Origin of the sequence: Mammaliicoccus sp. N-M50, assembly GCF_022386995.1 — a bacterium.
In the GTDB taxonomy this organism is placed as follows: Bacteria; Bacillota; Bacilli; order Staphylococcales; family Staphylococcaceae; genus Mammaliicoccus; species Mammaliicoccus sciuri_A.
Genome location: NZ_JAJNJA010000002.1, coordinates 13,168 through 39,231, shown reverse-complemented (window position 1 = coordinate 39,231; position 26,064 = coordinate 13,168). Strand labels below are relative to the sequence as shown.

Sequence of the window (26,064 nt, the reverse complement as noted above, 5' to 3'; positions counted from 1 at the left end):
CGCTTTAACCTCTCATTCTTCTTTTTAAAATTGCTTCCCCACGCTCAATAAGTGCTTGTTTATCAACATCACTAAATGGTTCTAAAAATCGATTTGCTTTTGGATTCATATACAAATCACTAAGTGCTTCTTCAAGAATGTTCTCGTCTTGTAAAATATCATCATTGAATTCATTCGCTAAAGCTACTTCTGAATCTTGATCAAAGAATACATTCAACTGTTCAACGAAGATAAAGTTCGTTTGATTCTCTTCATACTCTTGTATCAATTGAATAACTTGGTTAATTTCATCTTGCTTTAAAATTTCATCATGTTTAACATAAACATCTAATTGATAAAAAGCCTTACCTTCAGTTCTCACACTATCTTTGAATTTTTGTATCGCCTCGTATAATGCATGCTTACCTTTAGCTTGAGTTTCAATGACTGCTTTTTCAAACCTTATATATTGAGTTGGTTTGAATGATGCTTGTAATTTAGATTCATCACCTTCAACGAGTAAATAACCCTTTTCACCTTTTTCTTTAAAATGACGGGCTTGTATATTACCAGGATAATGGACTTGAGATAACTCACTAATCATTGCTCTTTCGTGAATATGCCCCAATGCCCAGTAATGATATAATTTGCTATTTAAATCTTCAATATTGAATTCAGTATATCTTTGCTTCACACCTGAAGCTTGTGAGTATGTACCATGTAACACACCAATATGTATCCCTTTGTTACCTGTAGATTCAGGATATTCATCAATTTTATTCTCATAACTTTGATCTTTTTGATAACTAAAACCATGTAAATAAACAACTTGCCCATTTTTCGTAATAAGTTGATAAGTAGAAACTTTATCAGAGAAGACTGTTACATTCTCTGGCCAAACTGTATGGACACCGACTGATAAAGGATCGTGGTTACCATGTATAATATAAACAAAAATTTGTTCATCTTGTAGTCTAAGAAATTGCTCTCTTAAAAACACTTCCGCACGCAAAGTTCTATTATTTTGATCAAATAAATCCCCTGCAATGACGATGAAGTCAACTTGCTCTTTAATTGCGTCATCAACAATTTTTCTAAAACTATTATATGCACTTTGTTTTACATCGCTTAAAATAGAAGGGCTTAAATAATGTCTAGACTTAAATGGACTATCAAGGTGTAAATCCGCACAATGTATAAATTTAATCATATACCTAACCTCTTTCAATATTAGCTCATTTCTTAATTATTATATTCAAGCTCAACCAATAGAATAATCAGATTTATAAAGATTTTTAATGCTTTAATTTTACCATATTCCGCGCGTATACGATACATCGCACATATAAGATTAAACAACAAAAAAGCGACATATGAATTGTTAATTTGGGAGATTGTAATGGATTCGTTATGAACACTTTCGGCTAAACTTGTTCGTAACGGGGCTCTTGTGAACACTTTCGTCCAAACTTGTTCATAACTGGGGCCTTATGAACACTTTCGTCCAAACTTGTTCATAACGGGGGTCTTGTGAACACTTTCGTCCAAACTTGTTCATAACGGGGCTCTTAATTACAAAACTCGGCCGAAGTGTTACTAACGCACTCTTTATTTGCACTTCTTACCAAAACTGCTAATAACGCCCCCACTATTTGCACTTCTCATCAAAACTGCTAATAACGCCCCCACTATTTGCACTTCTCATCAAAACTGCTAATAACACCTCCACTTATAAACATTCCCCACTCTATATAATCCGTCATAAAAATTTCCACAAAAAAAGCCGACAAAATCGAATGACTTTGTCGACTCATAAAAGTTAATTAACCTTGGTTTTCTTCAAGGCTACCGTAGATATCTTCTAATGGTTTCATTATAACACGGTTTAAATCTTGAATTAATTGACTCATTGCTTGTTCAGCTTGCATTAATTCAGCGATTGTTTCGTTTTGTTCAATTTCTTGTGCAGATTTTTGAGCTCTAGCAATATCTACTTCTGAAATTTCTTCGCCTTGCATTTGTTTAGTTTGTAATTCTAATTGAATTTCACGGAATTCATCGAATAATTTTTTTGTTTCTGGGTTTGCATTAACTTTTTCATATTGTTCTTTAATTTTGTTATATTCTTCACTTGCACGTAAAGTTTGTTCTAGTTCATTCGCTTTGTCGTAAATGTTTACTTCTGCCATAATTAATTCGCTCCTATAATAAATAAATGTATTAGAAAATCAATTCCAATAATACTGTATCATAATTCTAAGTCTTATACAAAAATAGCGATTATTCCTTGTAATAATCCAATAATTCCACCTAATACAAAGCCTAATAATGTAATTAATTTTAATTCTTTATTAGAGATTTCTATGACTAATTTTTCTAAATAAGATAATTCAAATCGGTCAATTTGATCTTTAATCAATTCTGCTAATTTCATTCTTTCTAAAATTAAGCTTATATTATCGCCAACTTTACCAATCATATAGTCAATAAATCTTTCTGTTCCTCTTCCTTCCATATATACAAATAAGTTTGGAACGAGTTCATCTAAAGGTGTATTTAAATATTTATTAACATTAATAGATTCTGTAATCTCTGTTGCGAATAACGTTTTGGCTTTTTCTTTTCTTTCGTCTGTTAAAACTTCTTGTAAAGGTTTAGCCATCCATTTGTCGTATTGATTATGCACTTGTAGATCAATCATATTTTTGATTTTTTCTTGTTTAATGACATTTCTAAGTTCTTTTTTAACTCTATATACGATGTCTTCCGTTGTCATAAACATTTGAATCATGCCAACCATTCTACCTTTTTGTTCAAAAAATTCTTCAACCATTGAATGAATATCTTGTTCGCCTTTTTCAGAAACTAAATATTCATCAATTTTTGATAAAATTTCTGGTGTTACACGATTCAGTTGAATGTTTAATTGTTCAAGTATTTCTTCTGGAATGAGTGATTTAATGTCGTCATTCTTATGAGAAGCATAATATTGATCAATCTTTTCTTTAATAGTAGATTTAATCGTTTCACTTAATTTCTCTTCTAGTGGATAATCAATTCGATCCACAAAGTTTTGAATCGTATATTTTTTCTCTTTCAAAGTATTAAATTGAACTTTAATCGTGTCTTCAAGTACTTTCTTCGTACTTGGATTCACAAGTTTTTCTTTAAATACTTCAGGCGTTAAGAGATGTTTAGTAACCATCTCACCTACTTTTTCTGATAATTCATTTCTTCTTTTTGGTATTAAGCCTGGCGTGAACGGTAATTTATATCCGAACCATCTAATTTCATGATATGGATGAAATAACATTTTAATTGCGATAAAGTTTGTAAATCCACCTATTAACGCACCAATTACCATCATACTAAATACGGTTATAATTGTTGTCATGGAAATTCTCCTTCTAAAAAAGCTACTTCTTTAGAATAATCCAAGAAGTAGCTTTTAACAAATATTATACAAATTTTAAACAAATAATGATTGCGTTTTACGTAAGAAATAAGTTTCTGCTTCACGTTTTTTCGCAGTACCGAAGATTGGTTGACGTTCTTCGTTTAATACTCTGTAAAGATCTGATTTTTTATTAGATTGTAAAATATAGCCAGATTTAGCATCAAGTGTTACCCAGTAAATATCGCTAGTATTGTCATGGTTTGGATATGCACAATGATGACGAGATATGATTTGAATAACTTCTAATGGGTCACAACCAAAAGTAGTATTTAAAACATCTGAATCTCTGAATAATGCACAAATTGATACACATGTCGTCCAGTTAGGTAATACTCTCTCTTTTTCAATTTGCACTAAAGTTTTCTTAGATAATCCTACTGTGTTCGCCATAGTATCTTGAGTGTATCCAGCCTCAATACGAACCATTTTGAATTTTGTTTGGATTATTGTTGTAAATGTTTGTTTATCCATCTATATCTACCTTTCTTTTTAATATTTATATTAATTGATTTAATATGTTGCAAAAATACACGATTTTTTCAAGCACAAGTAACATCATAATACATTTTTAACCAAATTAAAAGAGGTAAATTGAATTTAATATCAATTTACCCCTTTAATACACTAAATTGTTTATTCTTTTACAAATTTTGACTTTTCTCTTTCAGATAAAATTAGTGCACATGCAGCATCTCCAGTAATATTTACAGAAGTTCTTGTCATATCTAACAATCTATCTATACCTAAAATAATACCTATTGCTGCGGGGTCTAATCCGACTGAAGTCAGTACCATTGCTAACATTACAAGGCCAACACCAGGAACACCTGCAGTACCGATTGAAGCAATAACGGCAACAACAACAACAGTTACCATTTGCATAATTGTTAAATCGATACCTGATACTTGAGCTATAAATATCGTTGCGACACCTTGCATAATAGCTGTACCATCCATATTTATCGTAGCACCTAAAGGCTGTACGAATGAACTAATTTCTTTTCTCACACCCATTTCTTTAGTACATTCCAAAGAGATAGGTAATGTTGCATTTGAACTTGATGAACTAAAGCCAACTGTCATAGCTGGGAAGAACTTTTTGAAGAACCAGAAAGGATTCTTACCTGCTAATAATTTAACAGCCCCACCATAGATCACAAAGAAGTGCACTGCTAAGGCTAATAATACAACAAAGAAGTACATACCAAGTTGTTTAATTGCGCCAAATCCTGCGTTTGTAAAAGCTGTTGCAACTAGTCCAAATGTACCAATTGGTGCGAAGTAATTCATAATCATCGTAACGATATACATGAGTATATCATTGGTCTGCTCGAAGACTTTTTTCACCGCTTCAACCTTACTACCAAGTGCAATCATTCCTACACCAATAAAGATTGCAAATGTAATAATTGGTAACATATCTTGTTCCACCATAGATTTCATTGGATTTTGTGGGAACAAATTAATCAATGTTTGATCAAATGTTTGATTTTCTGGTGCAGCTTGATCTGATGATTTAGCTTTTTGTTCAGCACCATATTTTTTAACATCATCACTATTTAATAAATCTGATTGACCAACACCTGGTTTAAATACTAAAGCAAGTAACATTGCGATAGTAATCGCAATTGCCGTAGTACATAAGAAGAATGTAACGGTTTTTAATCCTATACCACCTAGTAATTTTGGATCACCTACGCCAATAACCCCTAATACAATTGAAACAAATACGACTGGTACTACAAGCATGAATATGAGGTTAAGGAATATTTGACCAATTACATTAAATACGTATTGATTTGTACCTTGAACGAAACCCGTTCCGGCAAACATATTAAAAATAGAACCAACTGTTATACCTAGTACTAAAGCGATAACAATTTTTAAAGTTAAGTTTTTCCTGACTTTCATATTAAACTACCCCCTATAAAGTAAGTAAAATCATTTCTCCCATGTAACATATTATACTTTAAGGGCTTTCATTTTGTAAATTTATTTTTGTAATTTTACATAAAAACGAGTAAGTATTGAATATGACAATACTTACTCGTAAAAATATTATATCTGTAATTAAATTAATAATTGGTGTTCCATTGCATAAACGGCAGCTTGTGTTCTGTCTGATACTTTTAATTTATTTAGTATATGACTGACATGTGTTTTGATCGTTTTTTCAGATACAAATAGTGTTTCTGCAATTTCTTTATTGGTTTTACCTTTCACCAATTCTGCTAATACTTCAAGTTCTCTTTTGGATAATTTATTTTCTCTATGTGGTTTCCGTTCACTTTCAGAAATAACAGACTGTACTTTTGGATGAATTTTCTTCTCACCATTTAATACAGATCTAATTGTTTGAATAAGCGAATCAGGTTCTACATCTTTAATTTCATAACCATCTGCGCCTTTATCAATCGCTGATATGACATGTTCTTCATCATAAAAGCTTGTTAAGACTAATATCTTAATGTTTGGGTATTTCTTCTTCATGATACTTGTGATTTCAATGCCATTCATATCAGGCATAACTAAATCTAAAAGAACGATATCTGGTGATTCATGTTGTTCTAAGTATTCTAGCAATAACACACCACTTGAGAAATCAGCTTGTATATTGAAATCTGGAACAGTATCTAGTAAGAAACTTAATCCTTGTCGCACAATATGATGGTCATCTACTAAGATTATATTATAACTCATGTGTGATACTCCTAACATTTAAAGTGGAATAGAAATCACAATTTCTGTTCCTTCATTCAATTTTGATTTGATATCTACATGTCCCTTCATACCTTGAACACGTTGTTTAATATTTCTCAAACCGTGAGATAGCTTGTTGTCTAAATCTTGGCTTTCAAATCCTTTACCGTTATCTACAATTTTAAATTTAAACGTCTTTTTATTTTGTTCTAGAAATATTTTCGCACTATTTACACCTGAGTGTTTATGGATATTATTTAATGATTCTTGAATAATGCGATAAACATTCTCTTCAATTGTATTTGGCAAATCAATAAGTCCTTCAACTTCGAATTCAGGTTCAATATGAATTAACTGGCTATATTGTTTAATAGCTGAAATTAAACCTTGTTCCAATCCTATCGGTTTCAGTTGCCATATTAGTGCTCTCATTTCATTGACAGCACTTTGACTCGTTTCTTCAATTGTTTGAAAAGCTTTTTTAGCCGCTTCTTGGTCATCAAGACTTTTCGCTGCGTGTGCAGTGATTTTTAAAGAAAATAACATTTGATTAACAGAATCATGTAAATCTCTCGCTAACCTATTTCTTTCATTTATACGAGCTGCCTCTTTTTCTTGATCCGTTAATAATATACGTTTAATCGCAGAGCCGATTTGAAATGCTACAGACTCTAGCAATTCTAAATCTTCTTCTGAATATCGCTTCGTATTTGGTGTCGCAATATTAAGCAGTCCAAACTGTTCATTACCAGAACGAAGTGGCACAGTTGCATGATGTGTAATGCCATCCGTCTTGTCATGATGTTCTTTAGTTGCTTTTACAATTCTTGAACAAGTAATAATATTTGAAGCTTTCGTCAGTTTTTTATTTTGATATGCTGTTACACACCAACACGTACCTTCTGTCATGTATTGGCAACTATTATGTGTTAAAGCGGGCGGTAACGCTTCTTCTGCAACAAGTTCATGTTTACCTTCTTCATCAATAAAAAATATCCAACCTGTATGAAAGTTACTGCCGCTTACTAATTTTTTAAGTGCGCCATGCATCATACTATACATTTCAGTCTCTTCATTTAAAAATTCTGCAATTTCTTTTAAAAGGCTTGTACGCGTCGGTTTTTCCATATCAATCACCTTTATTATTATTGATTATACGTAATATTATATACGTCATGTCGTCTATCTCTAAGATGTCTAACAGTTCCGTTTTCTCTACCTCTTCTTAATACTTCTAAGTCAACTTCGCCGATAGCAACCATTTCTAAATTCTCACCTGTTTCACTCACAATACCATCACGAGCAAAACCATAGTCTGATGGAGAATATATTGCTGAAGCACTATATTGGATATCCATATTCTCAGTTTGTGGCAAGTTACCGCATGTTCCTGAAGTTACTGTGTAAACTTGGTTTTCTATAGCGCGTGCCATACAACAATATTTTACACGTAAATAACTTTGTCTATCTTCTGTTGAGAATGGTGTAAATATAATTTTGGCACCTTTTTCCATTGCGATTCTAGCCATTTCAGGAAATTCACTATCGTAACAAATTTGAATCGCAATTTTACCACAATCAGTATCGAATACTTCAACGCCATTACCAGGTGATACACCCCACCATTTTCTTTCATTTGGTGTTACATGGATTTTATATTGTTTTTCGATAGAGCCATCTCGTCTAAATAAATATGAAATATTATAAATATCTTCACCTTCTTCAACGAAATGAGAACCACCAATAATGTTGATGTTATATTTCATCGCAAACTGATTGAACATCTCAATATATTGTGATGTGTAAGTAGTTAATTTTCTAATAGATTCTGCTGGATTACTTTGTTCATCAAAGCTCATTAATTGCGTCGTCAACAATTCTGGAAAGACGATAAAATCACTATCCGCATCGTATGCAACGTCAATAAAGTATTCAATTTGGTTTGCAAACTCTTCAAATGAATTAATTTTACGCATCATATAGTTTACTGTACATATTCTTACAGGTTCACTTGTTTTAAAATGAACATTACTTCTTGCTATGTAATCAGGATTATTCCATTCCATCAAAGTAGCAAATTTCATACTTTTAACATCATCATTTAAATAATTTGGATTAATACGCATTAACGTAAAATCATTCATCAATTGAAATGTTAATACTGGATCTTTAATACGATGTTTAATAACACCTTGTACGTATTCACGTGGTGTTAATTCATCACTATATTGATGATAGTTTGGAATTCTACCGCCTATAATGATACTCTTTAAATTTAATTCATAAGCAATTTCTCTACGAGCTTCATACAGTCTTGCGCCAACTTTCATCCCTCTATAATCAGGATGAACCATAACTTCAATACCATATAAATTGTGACCGTGATCATTATGGTTTGTAATATAACCATTATTCGTAATACTATCCCAAGTATGTTTATCATCATATTCATCAAAATTGATGATAAGAGAAGAACATGAACCTATAATTTCACCTTCAAATTCTACAACAATTTGTCCTCTCGGAAACATTCTTAAGTGACTTTCAAGATGACCTCTTTCCCACGGTTCCATCCCTGGAAAACATTTAGACTGTAATTCAATAACTTCATCAATATCATCAAAAGTCATCTGTCTAGTATTAATACTAACGTTAAATTCATTATTATCGATTGATTTTGACATGAAACATACTCCTTATCTCTTTTTCTTGTTATAATAATTATAACTTATTTTTTGTTATAATATAATTTTTCCCGATTTTGAGAGAAATATTCCTGGAGGACGCTATGCAAATTACAATACCATCAAAATTTGAAGGTCAAACAATCGAAGAGATGTTTAAATCTTTACATCTACCAAAGAAAGAACTTCACCTTTTAAGAATGTCAAAAGAACTTACGATAAATGACGAAGCATGTACATTAAGAGATACAGTAAATGCCGGAGATAAACTCAATATCCCATTATTTGACGAAACAAGCCAATATGTTTCTAGTTACCGATTAGCTGAAATTAAATACGAAGATGAATACTTAGCAATTGTCGTTAAACCTAAAGGTGTAAAGACACATCCAAACGATTTAAAAGAAGCAAACACACTTATGAATCACGTAATCTATACGTTAGATTCAGACTATGCTGAACCTGTTCATAGACTTGACCAAGAAACTGTTGGATTATTGTTAGTCGCAAAACACCCTATCGCTAAAAAAATACTAGATCGTATGTTAGAAGATAGAGAAATTACAAGAACATATAAAGCACAAGTTGATAGTTTATTACCACTTAAACCACAAACAATTGATATGCCAATAGGTAAAGACAAGTTCCATCCAAACAAAAGACGTGTATCACCTACAGGTCAACGTGCAATCACACATATACTTGAAAGTCATATGATTGATGAACATACGGCAGAAGTAGAATTAAAATTAGATACGGGTAGAACACACCAAATCCGTGTCCACCTTGCAGAAATTGGACATCCAGTTGTTGGTGACCCACTCTATAACAATAGTAAACTGAGAAAATTAAAATTACACAGCTATAAAATAGAATTCGAACATCCATTTAAAGATGAAATGATTTCAGTTACGTTAGACGATTAAATAACGCGAAAAGCCAACAAAGCTTTAACTTTGTTGGCTTTTTCTATTTATCGCTTTAATCTTTCTTTAAATTTATTAATTAAGTTACTTCTTTTACTCGTTACAGGTCTCCCTATATTTAAGTGAGACTTTCTCATTTCTTTCCCTGCTAACATTGCCTCATCCATTAACATTTCTTGTGAGTTCATATGTTTATTCCCTGCATCATTGTATTGATATACACCTTCATTATTTTGAATACGTCCTTTTAATCCATCATTGAGTTGTAAATCAACTATACCTTTTAAACGTTTAACTAAATTAGGATCTAATACTGGGAATAATATTTCTACACGTTTAATCATATTTCTTGTCATCATATCAGCTGAAGAAAGATACATTTTTTCTTGTCCATTATGGTAGAAATAATAGATTCTTGAGTGTTCTAAAAATCGACCTACAATACTGATGACTTCGATATTCTCACTTACACCTTTAATACCTGGTTTAAGACAACAAATACCACGAATAATCAGTTTGATTTTAACACCACATTGTGATGCTTCAAATAATTTTTTAATTACTTTTTTATCTGTTAACGAATTCATTTTAGCGATAATGAGACCATTACCATGTTCTTTATGAGACTTCATTTCTTGTTCAATATGTTCAACAAAGAAATCTCGTATTTCAAATGGTGCGACGATTAGCTCATTATAATCAGGCTTTAATGAATATCCACTTAAATAATTAAAGAAGTTAATCGCATCTTGCCCTATTTTTGGGTTTGTCGTAATAATACCCATATCTGTATATATTTTAGCCGTCTTATCATTGTAATTTCCTGTTCCTAAATGAACGAAAGGCGTCACTTTTCCTTTAACTTTCTTAATAACTAGCGTAATTTTACTATGTGTTTTAAGAAATGTCATACCATATATAACATTACAGCCTGCATCCTCCAACATTCTCGCCCACTGAACATTGTTTTCTTCATCAAAACGCGCTTTTAATTCAACAAGTACTGTAACTTGTTTACCATTTTCAGCTGCATTTTTTAAAGCTTGAATGATCGGTGAATCACTACTCACACGGTAAAGTGTTTGCTTAATAGCAAGTGTATCTGGATCTTCTGAAGCTTCTTTTATAAATTCAACAATCGGCTCAAAAGATTCATATGGATGATGGAAAAATACATCTCTTTCCAATGCTAATTCAAAAACATTATTTTTACTTAATGAGGAAGGTAATTGTGGTGTATAAGGTTTAAATAATAGTTCTGGGAATAAATCTTCTAATTGTCCTACAAGAGAGAATAACACTGTTAAATCTAGTGGACCATTAACTCTGTATATATCTTCATTTGATAACTCAAGTTCATTCATTAAGAAAATACTCTTCACTTCTGAATCTATATGTCTACTATCAATTTCAAGTCGTACTGCTGCACCACTTTTTCTTTCTTTTAAAAATCGTTCTATTTCTATTAATAAATCTTCTGCACCTTCTTCATGAATTGTTAAATCTGCATTTCTTGTCACCCTGAATGTGTACGTATTAATCACTTCATATCCCTTAAATAATTGTTCTATAAATAATGAAATGACATCTTCAAGAAATACAATATATTTAACGCCTTCATGTTCTAACTTAATAATTCTATCTAATAATGTTGGAACGGGTACGATTGCCGATCTAATTTCACCATCATTTAACCTAATATCTACAAACAAATTCAACATTTTATTATTTAATTTTGGGAATGGCCTGTATGCATCTATCCCTAACGGTGAAAGTGTTGGTAATATATCAGTATTAAATTGATGCTGAAGTTGCTCAATTAAAGGTTCTGGCAATCTTTCTGGTTGTGTAATAAATATTTTATAGCTCTTTAACAAATCTTTTAATTCATTAAATCGCTTATATTGAAGCTCGACGTTCACTCTATTTTTCTTTTCAATGCCGATAAGTTGTTCTTTAGGTGTCAATTGCGCTTTATTCTCTGGTTCATTAAAATTCATCTTAACTTGGTCTTTCAACCCCGCTACTCTAACCATAAAAAATTCATCTAAATTAGAACTATGAATTGCTAAAAATTTCAACTGTTCTAATAAAGGATTGTTAGGATCAATTGCTTCCTCAAGAACACGATAATTAAAGTCTAGCCAACTTAATTCTCGGTTGTTGTAATATTCTGGATTGTCTAAATAAAATTGTTCCGCTTGTGCTTCCATAATTATCTCACCCTTTACAAATTTCCAATCAAGATTATAAAATCACACTACTTCATTTAAACGTAAGTTTATTAATCTTGTGTAAATATAATATTAAGTTTTTTCGGTAGTAACTTTTCTAAATGTTTTTTCTGTCTATCAGATTGATATTCTTCAGCGATTGGGTCTGTAACATATTTGGCTCTTAATTCAAATTCATTTTTCTTTTCTATTAATGCCATTGATTCGATGCAATCGGTATTGGAAACATTTAAAGCATGGGCAAACTTAATGATGCCACCAAGCTTTTGAATAAGTTCGATTTCTTCATCATCAAACCAAGGCGTCCCCTTTATATAAAACTTTAATAACGTCTTGTTTTTAAAACTTGCCAAAAGTGCTAATTTAACCCTTTCTTTATGCGATAAGCCATTAATACTTGAATTGGCTATAATATAATACGTATGTTGTGAACTAGAATCTGCATCAATAAATGAACCTAAATAATATAAATATGCCGCTTCTTTAAATATTTCTCTATCTTCTTTTGAAATTTTGAAGCTAGTGATTTCTTCTAATTTGTTTAACAAATCTTCAGCTAATTTCATGCGCTGTTTACCATTTGAAGCATTGATATTATATTCATTTGCTATATGTTTTAATGCATCACTTGTGACATTATTTTTATTAAATGCCTTTGGAAATTCTTCTTTAATTCTTGTCATCACTAAACCTTCACGTAGACCTTTTCTTGAGAACGTAAAACGTTTTGCATCTGAGATATCGTATAATGTATTAAAAACAATAGAACTAGGTAAAATGATATCTGTACGGTCTCTACTTAAACCATCTAAATCTTTTAATTCATTTTTATCAGATTTTTTCAATACATCAAACACTTCTTCAAGCCCTTTTTTAGTCATGTCATAACCATGTACACCAGCAATTGGATAGTTATTTAATGACTGATGTATACGCGCATTATTTCGGGCAGATCCACCAATTCCAATAATAGGAACGTTTTTATCTTTTATCCATTTTTCAGATTCGAACTGTTCTTTAACATACTTCTCACATTTTTTTATCGCATTTTTATCATTATGATCTTTATCAGCGAAAAACATTTTCTCTAAAGTTACAACACCAAAAGGAAAACTTATTGCCTCTTTTAACTTTTTATCTTCAAAATAAGTTATTTCTGTTGAACCACCACCTATATCAACTGTAATACCATTATTTATATTTAAAGTATGTGTTGCTGCATAAAATCCATAAAACGCCTCATCTTGTTCTGGGATAATTTCAATATCAAGATTCGTTTTGTCTTTTACACTTTTAATAATTTCATTTATATTTTTAGATTGTCTTACTGCTGCTGTAGCTGCAGGGACAAGTTCTTCCACTTGAAATTTTTCGGCAACTTTTTTAAAACTATTTAAAGTTTCTACTAAAATATTGATTCCATCTTTATTCATTGTTTTATCTTCTTCTAAATATTGACTCAAACGTGCTGGTGTTTTAACGTTTTGTAGTTCATTTAAACCTGTATCTTTAGAGTATTCAAAAATAACAAGTCTTATAGTATTGGAACCTATATCTATTAATCCTAATCTCTTCATAAATTGCCTCCAAAGTTATATTTTGATACAGAAAAAGGTGCCTATAGCACCTTTTTTCTGTTCTTTATATTTGTGTCTTAAAGCTGCTATTATTTTTTAGAGCTTATCATATCTTCTGGTTTAATCCACTCATCGAATTGTTCTTCAGTTAGAAGTCCAGATTCAATTGCAGATTCTTTTAATGTTAATCCATTTTTATGAGCATTTTTTGCGATTGCTGCTGCATTTTCATATCCAATATGTGGATTTAACGCAGTAACAAGCATCAATGATTGATTTAAATATTTATCGATATTTTCTTCAATAGGTTCTATTCCAACTGCACAGTTGTTATTAAATGTTTCAATACCATCTGTTAATAAATAAATAGATTGTAATGTATTGTATAAAATAACTGGTTTAAATACATTTAATTCAAAGTTACCTTGTGATGCTGCTATACCTACTGCTGCATCATTTCCTAATACTTGAACTGCAACCATTGTTAACATTTCACATTGAGTTGGGTTTACTTTACCTGGCATGATTGATGAACCTGGTTCGTTCTCTGGAATTGAAATTTCAGCTAATCCAGCTCTTGGGCCAGAAGCTAACCATCTTACGTCATTCGCAATCTTCATTAAGTCACTTGCTAATGCTTTAAGTGCGCCATGAACATAAACAACTTCATCATGAGCAGTTAATGCATGGAATTTATTTTCAGATGATACAAATGGATAGCCTAATTGTTCACTAATTTGTTTAGCCACTTTATCGCCAAATTCTGGATGTGCATTGATACCAGTACCAACTGCTGTACCACCAATTGCTAAGTTTAATAATTGACCTTTAGATTCATTTAATAAAGATTCACATTTATCTAACATATATCTCCAACCACTAACTTCTTGACCTAAAGTTAAAGGTGTTGCATCTTGTAAATGTGTTCTACCGATTTTAATAATATCTTTGAAATCTTCTTCTTTTTTCTTAAATGTATCTCTTAACGTACCAATTGCAGGTAGTAATTTAGATTCAATTTCATGATATAAAGCAACATGCATTGCAGTTGGATATGTATCATTTGAACTTTGAGACATATTAACATGATCATTTGGATGAACGGACTCTTCTGAACCTTTGTCTTTCAAGTATTCATTTGCAACGTAGCTCACAACTTCGTTCACGTTCATATTACTTTGTGTACCACTACCTGTTTGCCAAACTACTAGAGGAAAATGTTCATCTAAATTTCCTTTTAAAATTTCATCAGTAGCATATACAATGGCATCTTTCTTATCATCAGATAATTTACCAAGTTCATGATTTGAAATTGCTGCTGCTCTTTTTAAATGTGCAAATCCATAAATCACTTCAATTGGCATTTGTTCTTTACCTACTGGGAAATTCTGTTTACTTCTTTGTGTTTGTGCTTTCCAATATTTCTCACTTGGAACTTTAATTTCACCAAATGTATCATGTTCAATTCTGTAACTCATTTCAATACTCCCCTTTATTTCTTGAATTCATCATTCTTTATTCATCTCTATTATATCGTATAAAGAAAGCGATTTAAACTCTCAGTTGTCAGATAATTTAAATTAACGAAAAAAAGAGACTGAGACATTACATTATGTCCCAGTCTATATTTTAAGACTCTTGTTCAGATTTCTTTTCTTCAAAAGCTTCGTCATTTTGTTCTGATATTTGTTCCATTTCTTTACCTAGTTCTTTAACATCTTCTAGGTCTTGAACCATTTCATTTTCTTCTTCTAGATTTTTATTCAAATTTCTCACCTTCTTATGAAAATTGAATTGAGAAGTAAGATCTAACGTCTTCAGGTAAGCCTTGTGCCGCTTCATTATCTAATACAACTGTTACCATTCTATGTTGTTTTAATTTAGCGGATTCAACAGAACCATTTGCAGGTTCTTGATATAACTGACTTACTGCTTTAGCTTTTTCTTTACCAGTGACAAGTACGATAACTTCTCTTGCTGGATGAATTGCTTGGTCATAGTCTAATCCAGTTCTGCTATCTTCAGTTAAAGTGACAACATCTAACATCAATTTGTTTTTCTTTTTGTCAGTATTAACTTTTTCTTTAATAAATGCTTCAACATCACTACCGACATCAGTTTTTAATACTTGTTTAGCAGGAACACCTAATTCTGTGTAATAATCTTCTTTACCGTCAAAGTCTAAAATATGAATTTGACTGAAGTTCACAGGATTTTTCTTAACATCATCTAATAGTTCATCGAAAAATGATGTTTGCTCTGCTTCTAAATGTACGCCGACAACTGAAGTGCTGTCTGAATTAAATTGTTTGCGAACTACATCTGCAGCATATCGTGCAGCAATATCTTTTGTTTCAAATACTTTAAAGTTTAAAGCCATTTTGTCCACTCCTCATTTCAACTTGTCTATTTACAAAAATCATAACCTTTAGTCATTATCTATAATATACCCTTTTTTAATAGTAGTTAAAACATTTAATTCTGAATCAGCTATAACAAGATCTGCTTGTTTTCCAACTTTAATTGAGCCAATTCTATCATCAACTTTCAATCGAATAGCTTGGTTTAAACTAGCAGTACGCCATGCTTCTTCAAGCGGTATATTTGCAAAGTCCATTAAATTTTTTAAGCCTTTATTCATAAGTAATATACTTCCTGCAAGTGAACCAGTTTCTAATCTAGCTTCGTTATTTTTAACAAATACATCTTGACCACCAAGATCATATTTACCATCTTTCATACCTTTTGCACGCATTGCATCCGTAATAATACAGAAATTCTCATTGCCTTTAGCAAGGTATGCTAATTTAACTGCAGCAGGATGAGAATGAATGCCATCAACAATAACTTCTGTTGTTAACCTTTCATCAGTCAGAGCAGCACCAAATACGCCTGGTTCTCTATGTGTAAATGTCGTTTGGGCATTATATAAATGTGTAATATGCTTAAGACCATTTTGAACTGCTTTTTCAATACCATCGTAATCAGATACGGTATGTCCTGCTGAAAAAATAACATCTTCATGAAGTGCTTTAATAACTTCCTCTGCACCTTCAACTTCTGGCGCAATTGTCACTATTTTAATCGCGCCATTTGCTTTTTCTTGAAAATCTTTAAATTTTTGTACTGTAGGTCTTGCAACAAATGCAGGATTTTGAGCACCAACTTTATGTTCTGAAATAAAAGGACCTTCTAAATGTACACCAAGTATTTCAGCACGTTTATCATCTATCGGTTTATAGTTTGCAACATTTTCTAATGCAGCATTGATGGCTTCAGTTGATTGCGTCATTGTTGTGGCTAAAAAGCTAGTCGTACCTTCAGATAATAATTTCTCAGATAATAAATTCAATGTTTCTGGTGTTGCATCCATTGCATCTTGGCCATAACCGCCATGAATATGTATATCAATAAATCCCGGAAGTACGTGTTGACCATTCGCATCAATGGTTTGTAGTGTACCTGTATATTCCCCTTCTTGAATATCGTGAATACATCCATTACGCACTTCGATATAGCCATGATCAATTTTATATGTTTCAGTATAAATTTGTGCATTTTTTAAAATATAATTATCCATATCAATGTCTCCTTAAAAATGTATTTAATTATTGCCTTAATTCGTATATAATAAAGATAACATAACATTACGAGGGGGCTAATTAAATGAACACGCTATTAATCTGTATGGTTGGTGTAGCATTTATTACTGCGATGTTAACTGCTGGTCGCGATTCTAAAGACTATGGTCTTAAGGAAGAAGATTTAAACAAAGAACTTGAATCTTTAAAATCAAATAATAATTAATAACTGAGACCATATGGCCTCAGTTTTTTCATTTCTATGATAAATTAGGATAATTTTGTTGTCTTAACGCCTCATAAATTAATATTGCAGCAGTATTAGATAAATTTAAAGATCTTACATTATCATTCATTGGAATTCTTAATGCTGTATCTTTATATTTTTCTTTAACCCAATCTGGAAGTCCTGTTGTTTCTCTACCAAATATAAAGTAATGATTTTCTTCAACATTACTGTAATCAAACTGAGTATGTGGTTGTGTACCAAACTTCGTTAATAAGTAATAGTTTCCACCTTCAGTCTTTTCGAAAAATTCTTCAATACTATCATAATAAACAATATTTACAAATTTCCAGTAATCTAAACCCGCTCTTCTTAACATTTTATCATCCGTACTAAAACCTAAAGGTCTAATTAAATGTAAAGTTGTATCTGTTGCTGCACAACTACGTGCAATATTCCCAGTATTCGCTGGAATTTCTGGTTGATATAAAACTACATGATTTGTCATAATTTATTTTCTCCTAATCTCTAATCCTTTTATCATTTCTTCTTGGACTTCTTCTATTTCACGTTCATAGTGTGACATAATGAATGGTCTTGCCTCTTCACCTTGTATTTGACCGATAGCCCAAAATGCAGTACCTCTTATCATTGGTCGTGGATCTGTTAACGCAACATCTTTTAATTCTGGTATTGCACTTTCTTCATTAAAGTGAGCAAGTGCGACAATCGCATTTCGTTGGATCGGCTTTTTACCTCTCCATGCACCAGCTAAATGTCCATAAGTATTTTTAAATTCTTTATTAGACATTTTAAGTAGTGGTACAAGTCTTGGTTTCAGTACCTCAGGTTCTAATATAATGTCATCATGTTCAGTATTAATTCCTCTATTTCGTGGGCATACTTGTTGGCATGTGTCACATCCATATAAACGATTTCCTATTTTATAGCGGTATTCATCTTTTAAATAACCTTTTGTTTGTGTTAAAAAGCTGATACATTTTTGACTATTTAATTGACCATTACCTACTAAGGCACCTGTCGGACATCTATCAACACAAATGTTACAATCACCACAACTATCAATAACTGGATCATCAGGTTTAAATGGAATGCTGACTAACATTTCACCAAGATAACTCCAAGTACCTAGTTCTTCATTAATAATAAATCCATTTTTACCTGCAAATCCTAACCCAGCTCTTTCAGCTACTGAACGATCAGACAAGACACCAGTATCGACCATTGATTTAATTTCTACATCAGGCACTTTTTCTTTTAGGAATAAACTGAGTTTATCAAGGCGATTTCTCATAATAGTATGATAATCTTGGCCCCATGAAGCACGCGCAAACATACCTCTTCTATCTCCTCTAACACTTTTAGGAGCACCCTTTAATTTATTCGGATACCCTACAGCAATTGCTATAATTGAGCGAGCAGATGGTAATGATAATTTAGGGACTGTTCTTAACTCAATATCACTTTCTTCAAACCCAGAAGCATATCCTTTAGAATGATAATCTTCTAACTTTTTCTTTAATTCATCAAAAGGATCAGCAGTTGTAAATCCAATACTATCAATACCAATAGAATGTGCATAATCTATCACTTCTTGCTTCAATTGATCTAAATTCAAATTTATTCACCTCACTATCAAACATGCTAATACATTTTAACACATTTAATAAATAAATTTACGGTATTCGTATTAATTCAATTAAATAAGTATATAAAAAATTGCTTTCATATACTGTGTGGTAAATGGTATAACAAGACAGTATTTAGCTTGTTTGTGGTGAGGACCGTTATGAACACTTCTGACCAAACTTGTTTATAACAGAGGTCTTGTGAACACTTCTGACCAAACTTGTTCATAACGGGGGCCTTGTGAACACTTCTGACCAAACTTGTTCATAACGGGGGCGTTGTAAACACTTCTTGCCAAACTTGTTTATAACGGGGGTGTTGTGAACACTTCTGACCAAACTTGTTCATAACGAGGGTGTTGTGAACACTTCTTGCCAAACTTGTTCATAACGGGGGCGTTAGTTACAAAACTCGGCCGAAGTGTTACTATGGACCGCCTTAGTTACAAAACTCGGCCGAAGTGTTACTATGGACTGCCTTAGTTACAAAACTCGGCTAAAATGTAAACAAGGAGCTCCTTATTTGCACTTCTTACCAAATCTGCTAATAAGCGAACAAAAAATCCGACAGTGCCAAAGACTCTGTCGGATTTTTTACTTTATAATGTAATTGTTGTACCTATTTTATTAGAATGAGAACTTTTTAATAATGCATGGTCTGATGATCCTGATATAATCTTGACGCTTTTACAGCCTTCTTTTATTGCAGAAATTGCGCCCGTAACTTTAGGAATCATACCGCCATATATTTCAGTTGTTTCTATATATTTATGAATATCATTGATACTTAAATGGCTTTGTACTTCATCTTTAATCAGTACTCCTGGAATATCACTTATTAGGAATAAGTCTCCTTCCATTTCACTCGCTATTTTATATGCAAGGCTATCTGCATTAATATTATATCTTTGACCTGTATTTCTATCGATACCGATTGGTGCGATAACTGGAATACTGTTCGAACATATATTAGCCAGTGTTTCTTTATTAACGGATGTACATTCTGCTACAAATCCATATTTAGAATCTAATGGTTTAATGTCAAATAGATTCATATCAATGCCATTTATACCTAATGCTAATGAGTCATGTTGATTAATTTGATACACAACTTGTGGATTGACCTCACCTATCAATGTACTTGAAGTTTGAAGTAACACTTCTTCATCAGTAACACGTAAGCCATCTACAAATTTACTTTCGATACCAATTTTAGTTAGTTGTCTATTAATAAACGGGCCGCCACCATGGACGATGATTGGCATATAATTTTGACTTTTTAAAGTAAGTATATCTTCTATTATCGTTTGACTTAAGTTGCTTAATACACTTCCACCAATTTTAATGACTGCATACTTCACTTAATGACCTCCTATTAAGTTCTATATAATGCATTAATTTTTACGTAATCATAACTCAAATCGCATCCGAAAGCGGTAGATGAATGCTCAGAATCCCCAACTTTCGCTTCTATTTCAATTGTATCTTGCTCCATTTTAGCTTTTAAATCTAACTCATCAAATGATACATTCATACCTTTACTGACTAATAAATGTCCACAAAGCCAAACGTCTACTTCGTTAGTATCTACAGTATGATCTGCATAACCAATTGAAGTTACGATTCTTCCAAAGTTTGGATCAGCACCGTGTATTGCAGTTTTCACTAAGCTTGAACCTACAATCGTTTTTGCAATTGCACTATTTTGAGCTTTCGTCTTAGCACCTTTGACATTAACTTTGATTAACTTCGTCGCACCTTCACCATCTCTCGCAATACTTTGAGCTAAAAATTGACTCACATATTGGACAGCTTGCACGAATTTCTCCCATTCTGGATGTGATTTAGTTAAAGTTTGGCCACTTTCACCATTAGCTAAAAGTATAACCATATCATTTGTACTCGTATCACCATCGACTGTAATCATATTAAACGTTTCATCAACAGATTCTTTTAGTAAGCCATTCAAATCTTCAGAGTCAACATTTGCATCTGTTGTCATAAAGCCAAGCATTGTAGCCATATTTGGATGGATCATACCTGACCCTTTACATGAACCGCCAATCGTAATAACTTCATCATCAATTTTAATTTGTACTGCTATATGTTTAGTCTCTTTATCAGTTGTTAAAATAGCTTCATTAAAATCAGAAGAATGTGCATTATTGAGAATATCAATATTATTCACGCCATATTCAATTTTTTGCATAGGTAAAAATTCACCAATCAAGCCTGTTGATGCAATTGCGATTTGATGTTCAGGTAGTTGTAGTTTAGATGAAATCCATTTCTGAGTTTGCTTTGCATCATCTAAACCTCTTTGACCTGTACAAGCATTTGCGATGGCAGAATTAATAACAATTGCAGAAAGTTTGTGTTCAACATTAATACTTTCTTCAGTGACTTTTAATGGGGCTGCTTTAAAAGCATTTTGTGTATATACCGCTGCACAATTAGCTGGAACTGATGAATATAACCAACCAAAGTCTTTCTTTTCTCTACGTAAGCCAACATGCATGCCGCCAGCAATGTATCCTTTAGGTGATGCGACATCACCTTCTTCTATAACGATCATTTCAGAGTCAATTAATTCTTTAGTCTTATCTAACATCAAATTCCTCCTATTCTATGGGTATATTGGTAATAAATTTAATCCTTCATCTTCATTAAATCCAAATAATCTATTCATGTTCTGAATTGCTTGACCACTTGCACCTTTAACGAGATTATCTATAACTGCAACGATAATAGCTTTTTGTCTGTCTTCATCAACATAAATACCTATATCGCAGTAATTACTGCCTAGAACTTCTTTTGTTGTAGGGAATTCGCCAAGGTCTCTTACACGAACAAATGGTTTTTCATCATATTTCTGTTTATATAATTGATGTAATGCTTCTTCACTTGTTTGATCTTTTAAATCTACATAAATAGTAGCCAATATACCTCTTGTCATAGGAACGAGATGAGGTGTGAATGTCACTTTTATGTCTGATTTCGAGACTTGTGATAAATATTGCTCAATTTCTGGTGTATGCTTATGGGAACCTAATTTATAAGCTGAAAAGTTTTCATTTGCTTCGCCAAAATGAACATTTTGACTTAATGTTCTACCAGCACCTGAAACACCAGTTTTAGCGTCTATTATAATCGTGTCTTTATTAATTAAGTGACTTTCTAAAAGAGGGTGTAAAGATAAGAGTATTGCCGTTGGGAAACAACCCGGGTTTGCAATAATTTGTGTCGATGATCCATCCACATTTGACCACTCAGGCAAGCTATACACCGCTTCATCCAATACACTCTGAGGAGCTGGCTTTTCTCCGTAATATTTTTCATAAATTGTGGGGTCTTTCAACCTAAAGTCTCCTGATAAATCAATTACTTTAATACCACGTTCTATTAATTTAGGAATAAAATTCTTGCTCACATTTGAGGGGGTCGCAAAAAATATTAAATCACATTGCACTGTTTCTACATCTAAACTTGTGAATTGTTCAATAATATTATTTTGTAAATGTGGATATGTATCCTTTATATCTTGACCAGATTTCGAATGTGAGAATACATATTTGATGTTCACTTCTTTATGCTGATTTAATAATCTCATCAATTCTATTGCACCGTATCCACTACCACCGACTATACCTATATCTAACACGAAAACACCTCTTCTATTTTTAGTATTATAATACTTTAGATAAAAATTGTTTCGTTCTTTCGTTTTGAGGATTATCAAATATTTGTTCAGGTGTACCTTCTTCTTGAACAATACCTTCATCCATAAATATCACATGGTCGCTGACATTTTTAGCAAATCCCATTTCATGTGTTACAACGACCATTGTCATACCTTCTTTGGCTAAATCTTTCATAACACTTAATACTTCACCAACAACTTCGGGGTCTAAAGCTGAAGTTGGTTCATCAAATAAAATAACTGCCGGGTTCATCGCTAACGCACGAGCAATCGCTACACGTTGCTTTTGTCCACCTGATAATTTAGAAGGATAAACATCTGCTTTATCTTCTAGACCAACTTTTTTAAGTAATTGTTTAGCTTGATCTTCTAATTCGGATTTTTGTCCTTTTTTCAAAGTTAAAGGTGTTAGTGTAATATTTTCGATTACTTTTTTATGTGGAAAAAGATTAAAACCTTGGAAAACCATGCCCATTTTTTGTCTTAATTGATCCAACTTTGCACCTTTCGTATTTGTTAAATCATTATTTTCAAATACGATCTGTCCAGAGGAAGGTTCTTCTAATAAATTCAAACATCTAAGAAGCGTACTTTTACCACTACCAGATGGGCCGATAATCGCAACAACTTCCCCTTTTTCAATATTTAAATTAATACCTTTTAATACTTCATTTTTACCAAATGATTTGTGTAAATCGTTAACTTTAATCACTTACACTAAACCTCCTTTCAGCAAAGTACATCACTCTAGATAACGTAAACGTTAAGATAAAGTACAATACTGCTGCTACTAATAATGGTGTAAATGGATCAAATGATGCCCCTTGAACAACTTGAGCATTAAACATCAATTCACTTACGCCGATAACAGAAACTATAGAAGATTCTTTAATAACTGTTACAAATTCATTACCTAATGCAGGTAAAATATTTTTAATGGCTTGTGGCAAGATAACTTTAGTCATAGCTTGTGATTTATTTAATCCTAATGATCTAGCCGCTTCCATTTGGCCATTATCTACTGCGTTAATACCAGCTCTAATAATTTCTGCAATATAAGCACTACAGTTAATGATGAGTGCGATAATACCACAAATTAATGCTGATAAATCTAATCCAAGTACTGCTGTTGTACCGAAATAAACTAAAAATACTTGAACGAGTAATGGTGTGCCTCTTATAAATTCAATGTAAACTGAAGCAATCGATTTAAATATTTTACTATTACTTAATTTCATAAGTGCTAAGAAGCAACCAATTAATGCCCCTGCTACTACACCTAAGAATGATAATAAAATCGTATACCCTACACCGTGTAAGAAATATGAACCATATTTACTGAAGAAAGAACCATCATCGAACATCGCTTCAGTTGCTTTATCTTGATAGTCTTTAATCAAATTATTGTCACGAACTTCTTTAACACTCTTATTAACCCTCTTCATTAATTCAGGTGAGTTTTTCGGTAATGCAATAGCTGTTGTCTTGTCTGCATCTGAAAATGTAACATCTGAATATGTTAAATTAGGATTCTTCTCTAAATATGCATCAGCAACAGGTCCTTCAATAATCATGCCGTCTACTTTTCCAGAATTAAGTGACATAATAACTTCCGGTACTCTCGTTAATGAGCTAACTTGAGATTCTGGCATTTCTGTTTTTGCCAATTCTTCTTGAGTCGTTTGCTTTTGCACACCGACCATTTTCCCTTTAAAATCATCAATCGTTTTTAATTTGTCTTTATCTTTTTTCTGTATAATCATTCTTTGGTTAACTTCCATATAATCATCAGAAAAATCAACTTGTTTCTTTCTCTCAGGAGTTGGAGCCATACCAGAAATAATCATGTCGATTTTTCCAGTTTTTAAAGCACCTAGTAAACTATCAAATTGCATATTCACAATCTTAAGTTTAATATCATTGTCTTTTGCAATTTTTTTAGCAAGTTCTATATCTATCCCAGCATATTCACGTTCACCATCTTTAGTATGCTCAAACTCATAAGGTGCATAATCTGCTGATAAGCCTACTCTTAACTCGCCTCGTTCTTTAGCTTTATCCCATTGATCAGTTTCTACAGCTTGTGACTTTATGGGGGCTAAATAAGGAATTGTAAGTAGTAAACAAATTGTTGCTATAACTACTTTAGTAAATACATTTCTTTTCAAATTCGTTACCTCCTGAATTAATAATATTCATTATTATACGCATTCATGAAATTTTATGCAATAGCTTTTTATAAAAAAAGTATGAACGAACGTTCATTCATACTTTACTTAGTTGAACTTCATTTTCACTATATCCAGTTGTGATAACTTCAAGTGCACTATCTAATGAAATTTCAACCATATTTTGTACGGCTGTATGTGTATAAAATGCAATATGAGGTGAAATTAATACATCGTCACGTGACATCAATTCTTTTAAAGTAGGATCTTCAATTTCTTTGTCTGTATAATCATATGAAAAATATGCAAATTCATTCTCATATACATCTAACGCTACACTATGTAATTTACCGCTATTTAATGCTTGAATGATATCATTAGTCTTCAATGTCGCACCTCTAGCTGTATTCACTAAATATGCACCATTTTTCATATATTTAATCGTCTCTTCATTAATAATGTGTGTCGTTTCTTCATTTGCAGGAACATGTAATGTGATTAAATCAGCTTTAGATAGTCCTTCTTGTAAACTTTGTACATATTCAATATCGCTCAACGATTGATCATAAGGGTCATACCCGATTACTTCCGCACCAAATCCTTTAAATAATTGTGCTGACACTTTACCTATTCTACCAACACCTATAACCAGCACCGTCATACTTCTTAGTTCTTTAGCGATTACTGTTTCATCCCAAGTAAAATCTTGATGTTCTACTTTTTTATTTATTTTATTAATGTTTCTTATTAATTCTAGTGCTCTACAAACTGCAAATTCCGCTATCGCATTTGGACTATATGAAGGAATATTTGTAATTTTTATATCATGTTTAGCAGCTTCATCTAAATTAAACATATCAAACCCAGCTGCACGACCAGCAATTTGTTTAATACCAACATCATTAAGTGCTTCGTATATTCTGTCATCAAACTTAAATAGCTGTTGAGTACTCACACCATCAAAAGACGATAAAGTATGGACATTATCTAAAGTTAAATCCTCTTCCGTACATTCAATTTCATGACCATTAGTTTGACCCCACTGATATGCATAAGGCTTTTCATCTTCTCTTATATTAAATAATTTAAATCGCATAATTCGTACTTCCTTTCAGTAAAAAATAAATAATGATTAATTCTACAACACTTTATGAAAACAAACAATCTATTTTTCATAATATTC

24 protein-coding genes are annotated in these 26,064 nt (G+C 32.1%); 2 read left to right on the top strand and 22 right to left on the bottom strand.

The features are described 5' to 3' along the window. Positions 1–4 precede the first annotated feature (4 nt). The 8 genes from LQ622_RS03515 to LQ622_RS03480 all read right to left on the bottom strand — a co-directional run bounded on the left by LQ622_RS03515 (position 5) and on the right by LQ622_RS03480 (position 8,820). On the bottom strand, positions 5–1,189 hold the full coding sequence (locus LQ622_RS03515) for a metallophosphoesterase family protein (protein ID WP_025904812.1): 1,185 nt from the start codon (positions 1,187–1,189) through the stop codon (positions 5–7). A gap of 613 nt (positions 1,190–1,802) precedes the next feature. Next, on the bottom strand, positions 1,803–2,168 hold the full coding sequence (locus LQ622_RS03510) for a YlbF/YmcA family competence regulator (protein WP_025904811.1): 366 nt from the start codon (positions 2,166–2,168) through the stop codon (positions 1,803–1,805). 74 nt (positions 2,169–2,242) lie between these two features. After that, positions 2,243–3,373 (bottom strand): DUF445 domain-containing protein, encoded by a 1,131-nt coding sequence (locus LQ622_RS03505; RefSeq protein ID WP_239763130.1) that lies wholly within the window; start codon positions 3,371–3,373, stop codon positions 2,243–2,245. A 75-nt stretch (positions 3,374–3,448) separates the two neighbouring features. Next, positions 3,449–3,907 (bottom strand): XRE family transcriptional regulator XdrA, encoded by a 459-nt coding sequence (gene xdrA / locus LQ622_RS03500; RefSeq protein ID WP_025904809.1) that lies wholly within the window; start codon positions 3,905–3,907, stop codon positions 3,449–3,451. A 162-nt stretch (positions 3,908–4,069) separates the two neighbouring features. After that, positions 4,070–5,347 carry a dicarboxylate/amino acid:cation symporter gene (locus LQ622_RS03495; protein WP_025904808.1) on the bottom strand — a complete coding sequence of 426 codons (1,278 nt, stop codon included), beginning with the start codon at positions 5,345–5,347 and terminating at the stop codon, positions 4,070–4,072. A 159-nt stretch (positions 5,348–5,506) separates the two neighbouring features. After that, positions 5,507–6,136 carry a response regulator gene (locus tag LQ622_RS03490; RefSeq protein WP_037589723.1) on the bottom strand — a complete coding sequence of 210 codons (630 nt, stop codon included), beginning with the start codon at positions 6,134–6,136 and terminating at the stop codon, positions 5,507–5,509. 18 nt (positions 6,137–6,154) lie between these two features. Then, positions 6,155–7,264: a GAF domain-containing sensor histidine kinase gene (locus LQ622_RS03485; protein ID WP_037589724.1), complete on the bottom strand. Its 1,110-nt coding sequence runs from the start codon at positions 7,262–7,264 to the stop codon at positions 6,155–6,157. 17 nt (positions 7,265–7,281) lie between these two features. Further along, positions 7,282–8,820 carry a bifunctional GNAT family N-acetyltransferase/carbon-nitrogen hydrolase family protein gene (locus LQ622_RS03480; protein ID WP_239763132.1) on the bottom strand — a complete coding sequence of 513 codons (1,539 nt, stop codon included), beginning with the start codon at positions 8,818–8,820 and terminating at the stop codon, positions 7,282–7,284. Between the two features lie 104 nt (positions 8,821–8,924). On the opposite strand from LQ622_RS03480, the gene LQ622_RS03475 reads away from it, so the two are divergent. After that, complete coding sequence (locus LQ622_RS03475) at positions 8,925–9,746, top strand: RluA family pseudouridine synthase (RefSeq protein ID WP_191836404.1); 822 nt, start codon at positions 8,925–8,927, stop codon at positions 9,744–9,746. Between the two features lie 47 nt (positions 9,747–9,793). On the opposite strand, the gene LQ622_RS03470 is transcribed toward LQ622_RS03475, so the two are convergent. The 6 genes from LQ622_RS03470 to nagA all read right to left on the bottom strand — a co-directional run bounded on the left by LQ622_RS03470 (position 9,794) and on the right by nagA (position 17,137). Beyond that, positions 9,794–11,959: an RNA degradosome polyphosphate kinase gene (locus tag LQ622_RS03470; protein WP_191836405.1), complete on the bottom strand. Its 2,166-nt coding sequence runs from the start codon at positions 11,957–11,959 to the stop codon at positions 9,794–9,796. A gap of 71 nt (positions 11,960–12,030) precedes the next feature. Next, positions 12,031–13,557: an exopolyphosphatase gene (ppx, locus tag LQ622_RS03465; RefSeq protein ID WP_037589729.1), complete on the bottom strand. Its 1,527-nt coding sequence runs from the start codon at positions 13,555–13,557 to the stop codon at positions 12,031–12,033. Positions 13,558–13,646: 89 nt separating this feature from the next. Beyond that, positions 13,647–15,035: a class II fumarate hydratase gene (fumC, locus tag LQ622_RS03460; RefSeq protein ID WP_037589730.1), complete on the bottom strand. Its 1,389-nt coding sequence runs from the start codon at positions 15,033–15,035 to the stop codon at positions 13,647–13,649. Positions 15,036–15,186: 151 nt separating this feature from the next. Beyond that, complete coding sequence (locus LQ622_RS03455; RefSeq protein ID WP_370622769.1) at positions 15,187–15,399, bottom strand: SAS053 family DNA gyrase inhibitor; 213 nt, start codon at positions 15,397–15,399, stop codon at positions 15,187–15,189. After that, a complete protein-coding gene (locus tag LQ622_RS03450; protein ID WP_025904800.1) occupies positions 15,338–15,937 on the bottom strand; it encodes a 6-phosphogluconolactonase in 600 nt (199 codons plus the stop codon). The genes LQ622_RS03455 and LQ622_RS03450 overlap by 62 nt, the downstream gene beginning before the upstream one ends. Before the next feature lie 48 nt (positions 15,938–15,985). Then, the gene (nagA, locus tag LQ622_RS03445) at positions 15,986–17,137 is read right to left on the bottom strand and encodes an N-acetylglucosamine-6-phosphate deacetylase (protein ID WP_025904799.1); all 1,152 of its coding nucleotides are present in this window, start codon (positions 17,135–17,137) and stop codon (positions 15,986–15,988) included. Positions 17,138–17,223: 86 nt separating this feature from the next. Between nagA and LQ622_RS03440 the strand changes: the two genes are divergently transcribed. Next, positions 17,224–17,364 carry a hypothetical protein gene (locus LQ622_RS03440; RefSeq protein WP_162841915.1) on the top strand — a complete coding sequence of 47 codons (141 nt, stop codon included), beginning with the start codon at positions 17,224–17,226 and terminating at the stop codon, positions 17,362–17,364. A 34-nt stretch (positions 17,365–17,398) separates the two neighbouring features. On the opposite strand, the gene trmL is transcribed toward LQ622_RS03440, so the two are convergent. The 8 genes from trmL to LQ622_RS03400 all read right to left on the bottom strand — a co-directional run bounded on the left by trmL (position 17,399) and on the right by LQ622_RS03400 (position 25,977). After that, on the bottom strand, positions 17,399–17,872 hold the full coding sequence (gene trmL / locus LQ622_RS03435) for a tRNA (uridine(34)/cytosine(34)/5-carboxymethylaminomethyluridine(34)-2'-O)-methyltransferase TrmL (protein ID WP_025904798.1): 474 nt from the start codon (positions 17,870–17,872) through the stop codon (positions 17,399–17,401). Between the two features lie 3 nt (positions 17,873–17,875). Further along, positions 17,876–19,003, bottom strand: coding sequence for a tRNA epoxyqueuosine(34) reductase QueG (gene queG, locus LQ622_RS03430; RefSeq protein ID WP_037589731.1), 1,128 nt, complete (start codon positions 19,001–19,003; stop codon positions 17,876–17,878). A 609-nt stretch (positions 19,004–19,612) separates the two neighbouring features. After that, the gene (argB, locus tag LQ622_RS03425) at positions 19,613–20,374 is read right to left on the bottom strand and encodes an acetylglutamate kinase (RefSeq protein WP_239774715.1); all 762 of its coding nucleotides are present in this window, start codon (positions 20,372–20,374) and stop codon (positions 19,613–19,615) included. 14 nt (positions 20,375–20,388) lie between these two features. After that, positions 20,389–21,624, bottom strand: coding sequence for a bifunctional glutamate N-acetyltransferase/amino-acid acetyltransferase ArgJ (argJ, locus tag LQ622_RS03420; protein ID WP_239774714.1), 1,236 nt, complete (start codon positions 21,622–21,624; stop codon positions 20,389–20,391). Between the two features lie 15 nt (positions 21,625–21,639). After that, positions 21,640–22,674, bottom strand: coding sequence for an N-acetyl-gamma-glutamyl-phosphate reductase (argC, locus tag LQ622_RS03415; RefSeq protein ID WP_239774713.1), 1,035 nt, complete (start codon positions 22,672–22,674; stop codon positions 21,640–21,642). A 25-nt stretch (positions 22,675–22,699) separates the two neighbouring features. Next, the gene (locus tag LQ622_RS03410) at positions 22,700–23,425 is read right to left on the bottom strand and encodes an amino acid ABC transporter ATP-binding protein (RefSeq protein ID WP_037589737.1); all 726 of its coding nucleotides are present in this window, start codon (positions 23,423–23,425) and stop codon (positions 22,700–22,702) included. Beyond that, the gene (locus LQ622_RS03405; protein ID WP_239774712.1) at positions 23,418–24,881 is read right to left on the bottom strand and encodes an ABC transporter substrate-binding protein/permease; all 1,464 of its coding nucleotides are present in this window, start codon (positions 24,879–24,881) and stop codon (positions 23,418–23,420) included. Before LQ622_RS03405 ends, LQ622_RS03410 begins: the two co-directional genes overlap by 8 nt. 97 nt (positions 24,882–24,978) lie before the next feature. Further along, positions 24,979–25,977, bottom strand: coding sequence for a D-2-hydroxyacid dehydrogenase (locus LQ622_RS03400; protein WP_037589739.1), 999 nt, complete (start codon positions 25,975–25,977; stop codon positions 24,979–24,981). Positions 25,978–26,064 lie beyond the last annotated feature (87 nt).

Bases quoted from the DNA above. Each gene is read 5' to 3' on its own strand.
- LQ622_RS03400 (WP_037589739.1), bottom strand. From the start codon at position 25,977: ATGCGATTTAAATTATTTAATATAAGAGAAGATGAAAAGCCTTATGCA.
- LQ622_RS03475 (WP_191836404.1), top strand. From the start codon at position 8,925: ATGCAAATTACAATACCATCAAAATTTGAAGGTCAAACAATCGAAGAG.
- trmL (WP_025904798.1), bottom strand. From the start codon at position 17,872: ATGACAAATCATGTAGTTTTATATCAACCAGAAATTCCAGCGAATACT.
- nagA (WP_025904799.1), bottom strand. From the start codon at position 17,137: ATGGATAATTATATTTTAAAAAATGCACAAATTTATACTGAAACATAT.
- LQ622_RS03440 (WP_162841915.1), top strand. From the start codon at position 17,224: ATGAACACGCTATTAATCTGTATGGTTGGTGTAGCATTTATTACTGCG.
- LQ622_RS03470 (WP_191836405.1), bottom strand. From the start codon at position 11,959: ATGGAAGCACAAGCGGAACAATTTTATTTAGACAATCCAGAATATTAC.
- xdrA (WP_025904809.1), bottom strand. From the start codon at position 3,907: ATGGATAAACAAACATTTACAACAATAATCCAAACAAAATTCAAAATG.
- LQ622_RS03480 (WP_239763132.1), bottom strand. From the start codon at position 8,820: ATGTCAAAATCAATCGATAATAATGAATTTAACGTTAGTATTAATACT.
- LQ622_RS03450 (WP_025904800.1), bottom strand. From the start codon at position 15,937: ATGGCTTTAAACTTTAAAGTATTTGAAACAAAAGATATTGCTGCACGA.
- LQ622_RS03490 (WP_037589723.1), bottom strand. From the start codon at position 6,136: ATGAGTTATAATATAATCTTAGTAGATGACCATCATATTGTGCGACAA.
- LQ622_RS03455 (WP_370622769.1), bottom strand. From the start codon at position 15,399: ATGAAGCGGCACAAGGCTTACCTGAAGACGTTAGATCTTACTTCTCAA.
- fumC (WP_037589730.1), bottom strand. From the start codon at position 15,035: ATGAGTTACAGAATTGAACATGATACATTTGGTGAAATTAAAGTTCCA.
- argJ (WP_239774714.1), bottom strand. From the start codon at position 21,624: ATGTTAGATAAGACTAAAGAATTAATTGACTCTGAAATGATCGTTATA.
- LQ622_RS03485 (WP_037589724.1), bottom strand. From the start codon at position 7,264: ATGGAAAAACCGACGCGTACAAGCCTTTTAAAAGAAATTGCAGAATTT.
- LQ622_RS03505 (WP_239763130.1), bottom strand. From the start codon at position 3,373: ATGACAACAATTATAACCGTATTTAGTATGATGGTAATTGGTGCGTTA.
- LQ622_RS03510 (WP_025904811.1), bottom strand. From the start codon at position 2,168: ATGGCAGAAGTAAACATTTACGACAAAGCGAATGAACTAGAACAAACT.
- LQ622_RS03515 (WP_025904812.1), bottom strand. From the start codon at position 1,189: ATGATTAAATTTATACATTGTGCGGATTTACACCTTGATAGTCCATTT.
- ppx (WP_037589729.1), bottom strand. From the start codon at position 13,557: ATGAAGAGATTAGGATTAATAGATATAGGTTCCAATACTATAAGACTT.
- LQ622_RS03495 (WP_025904808.1), bottom strand. From the start codon at position 5,347: ATGAAAGTCAGGAAAAACTTAACTTTAAAAATTGTTATCGCTTTAGTA.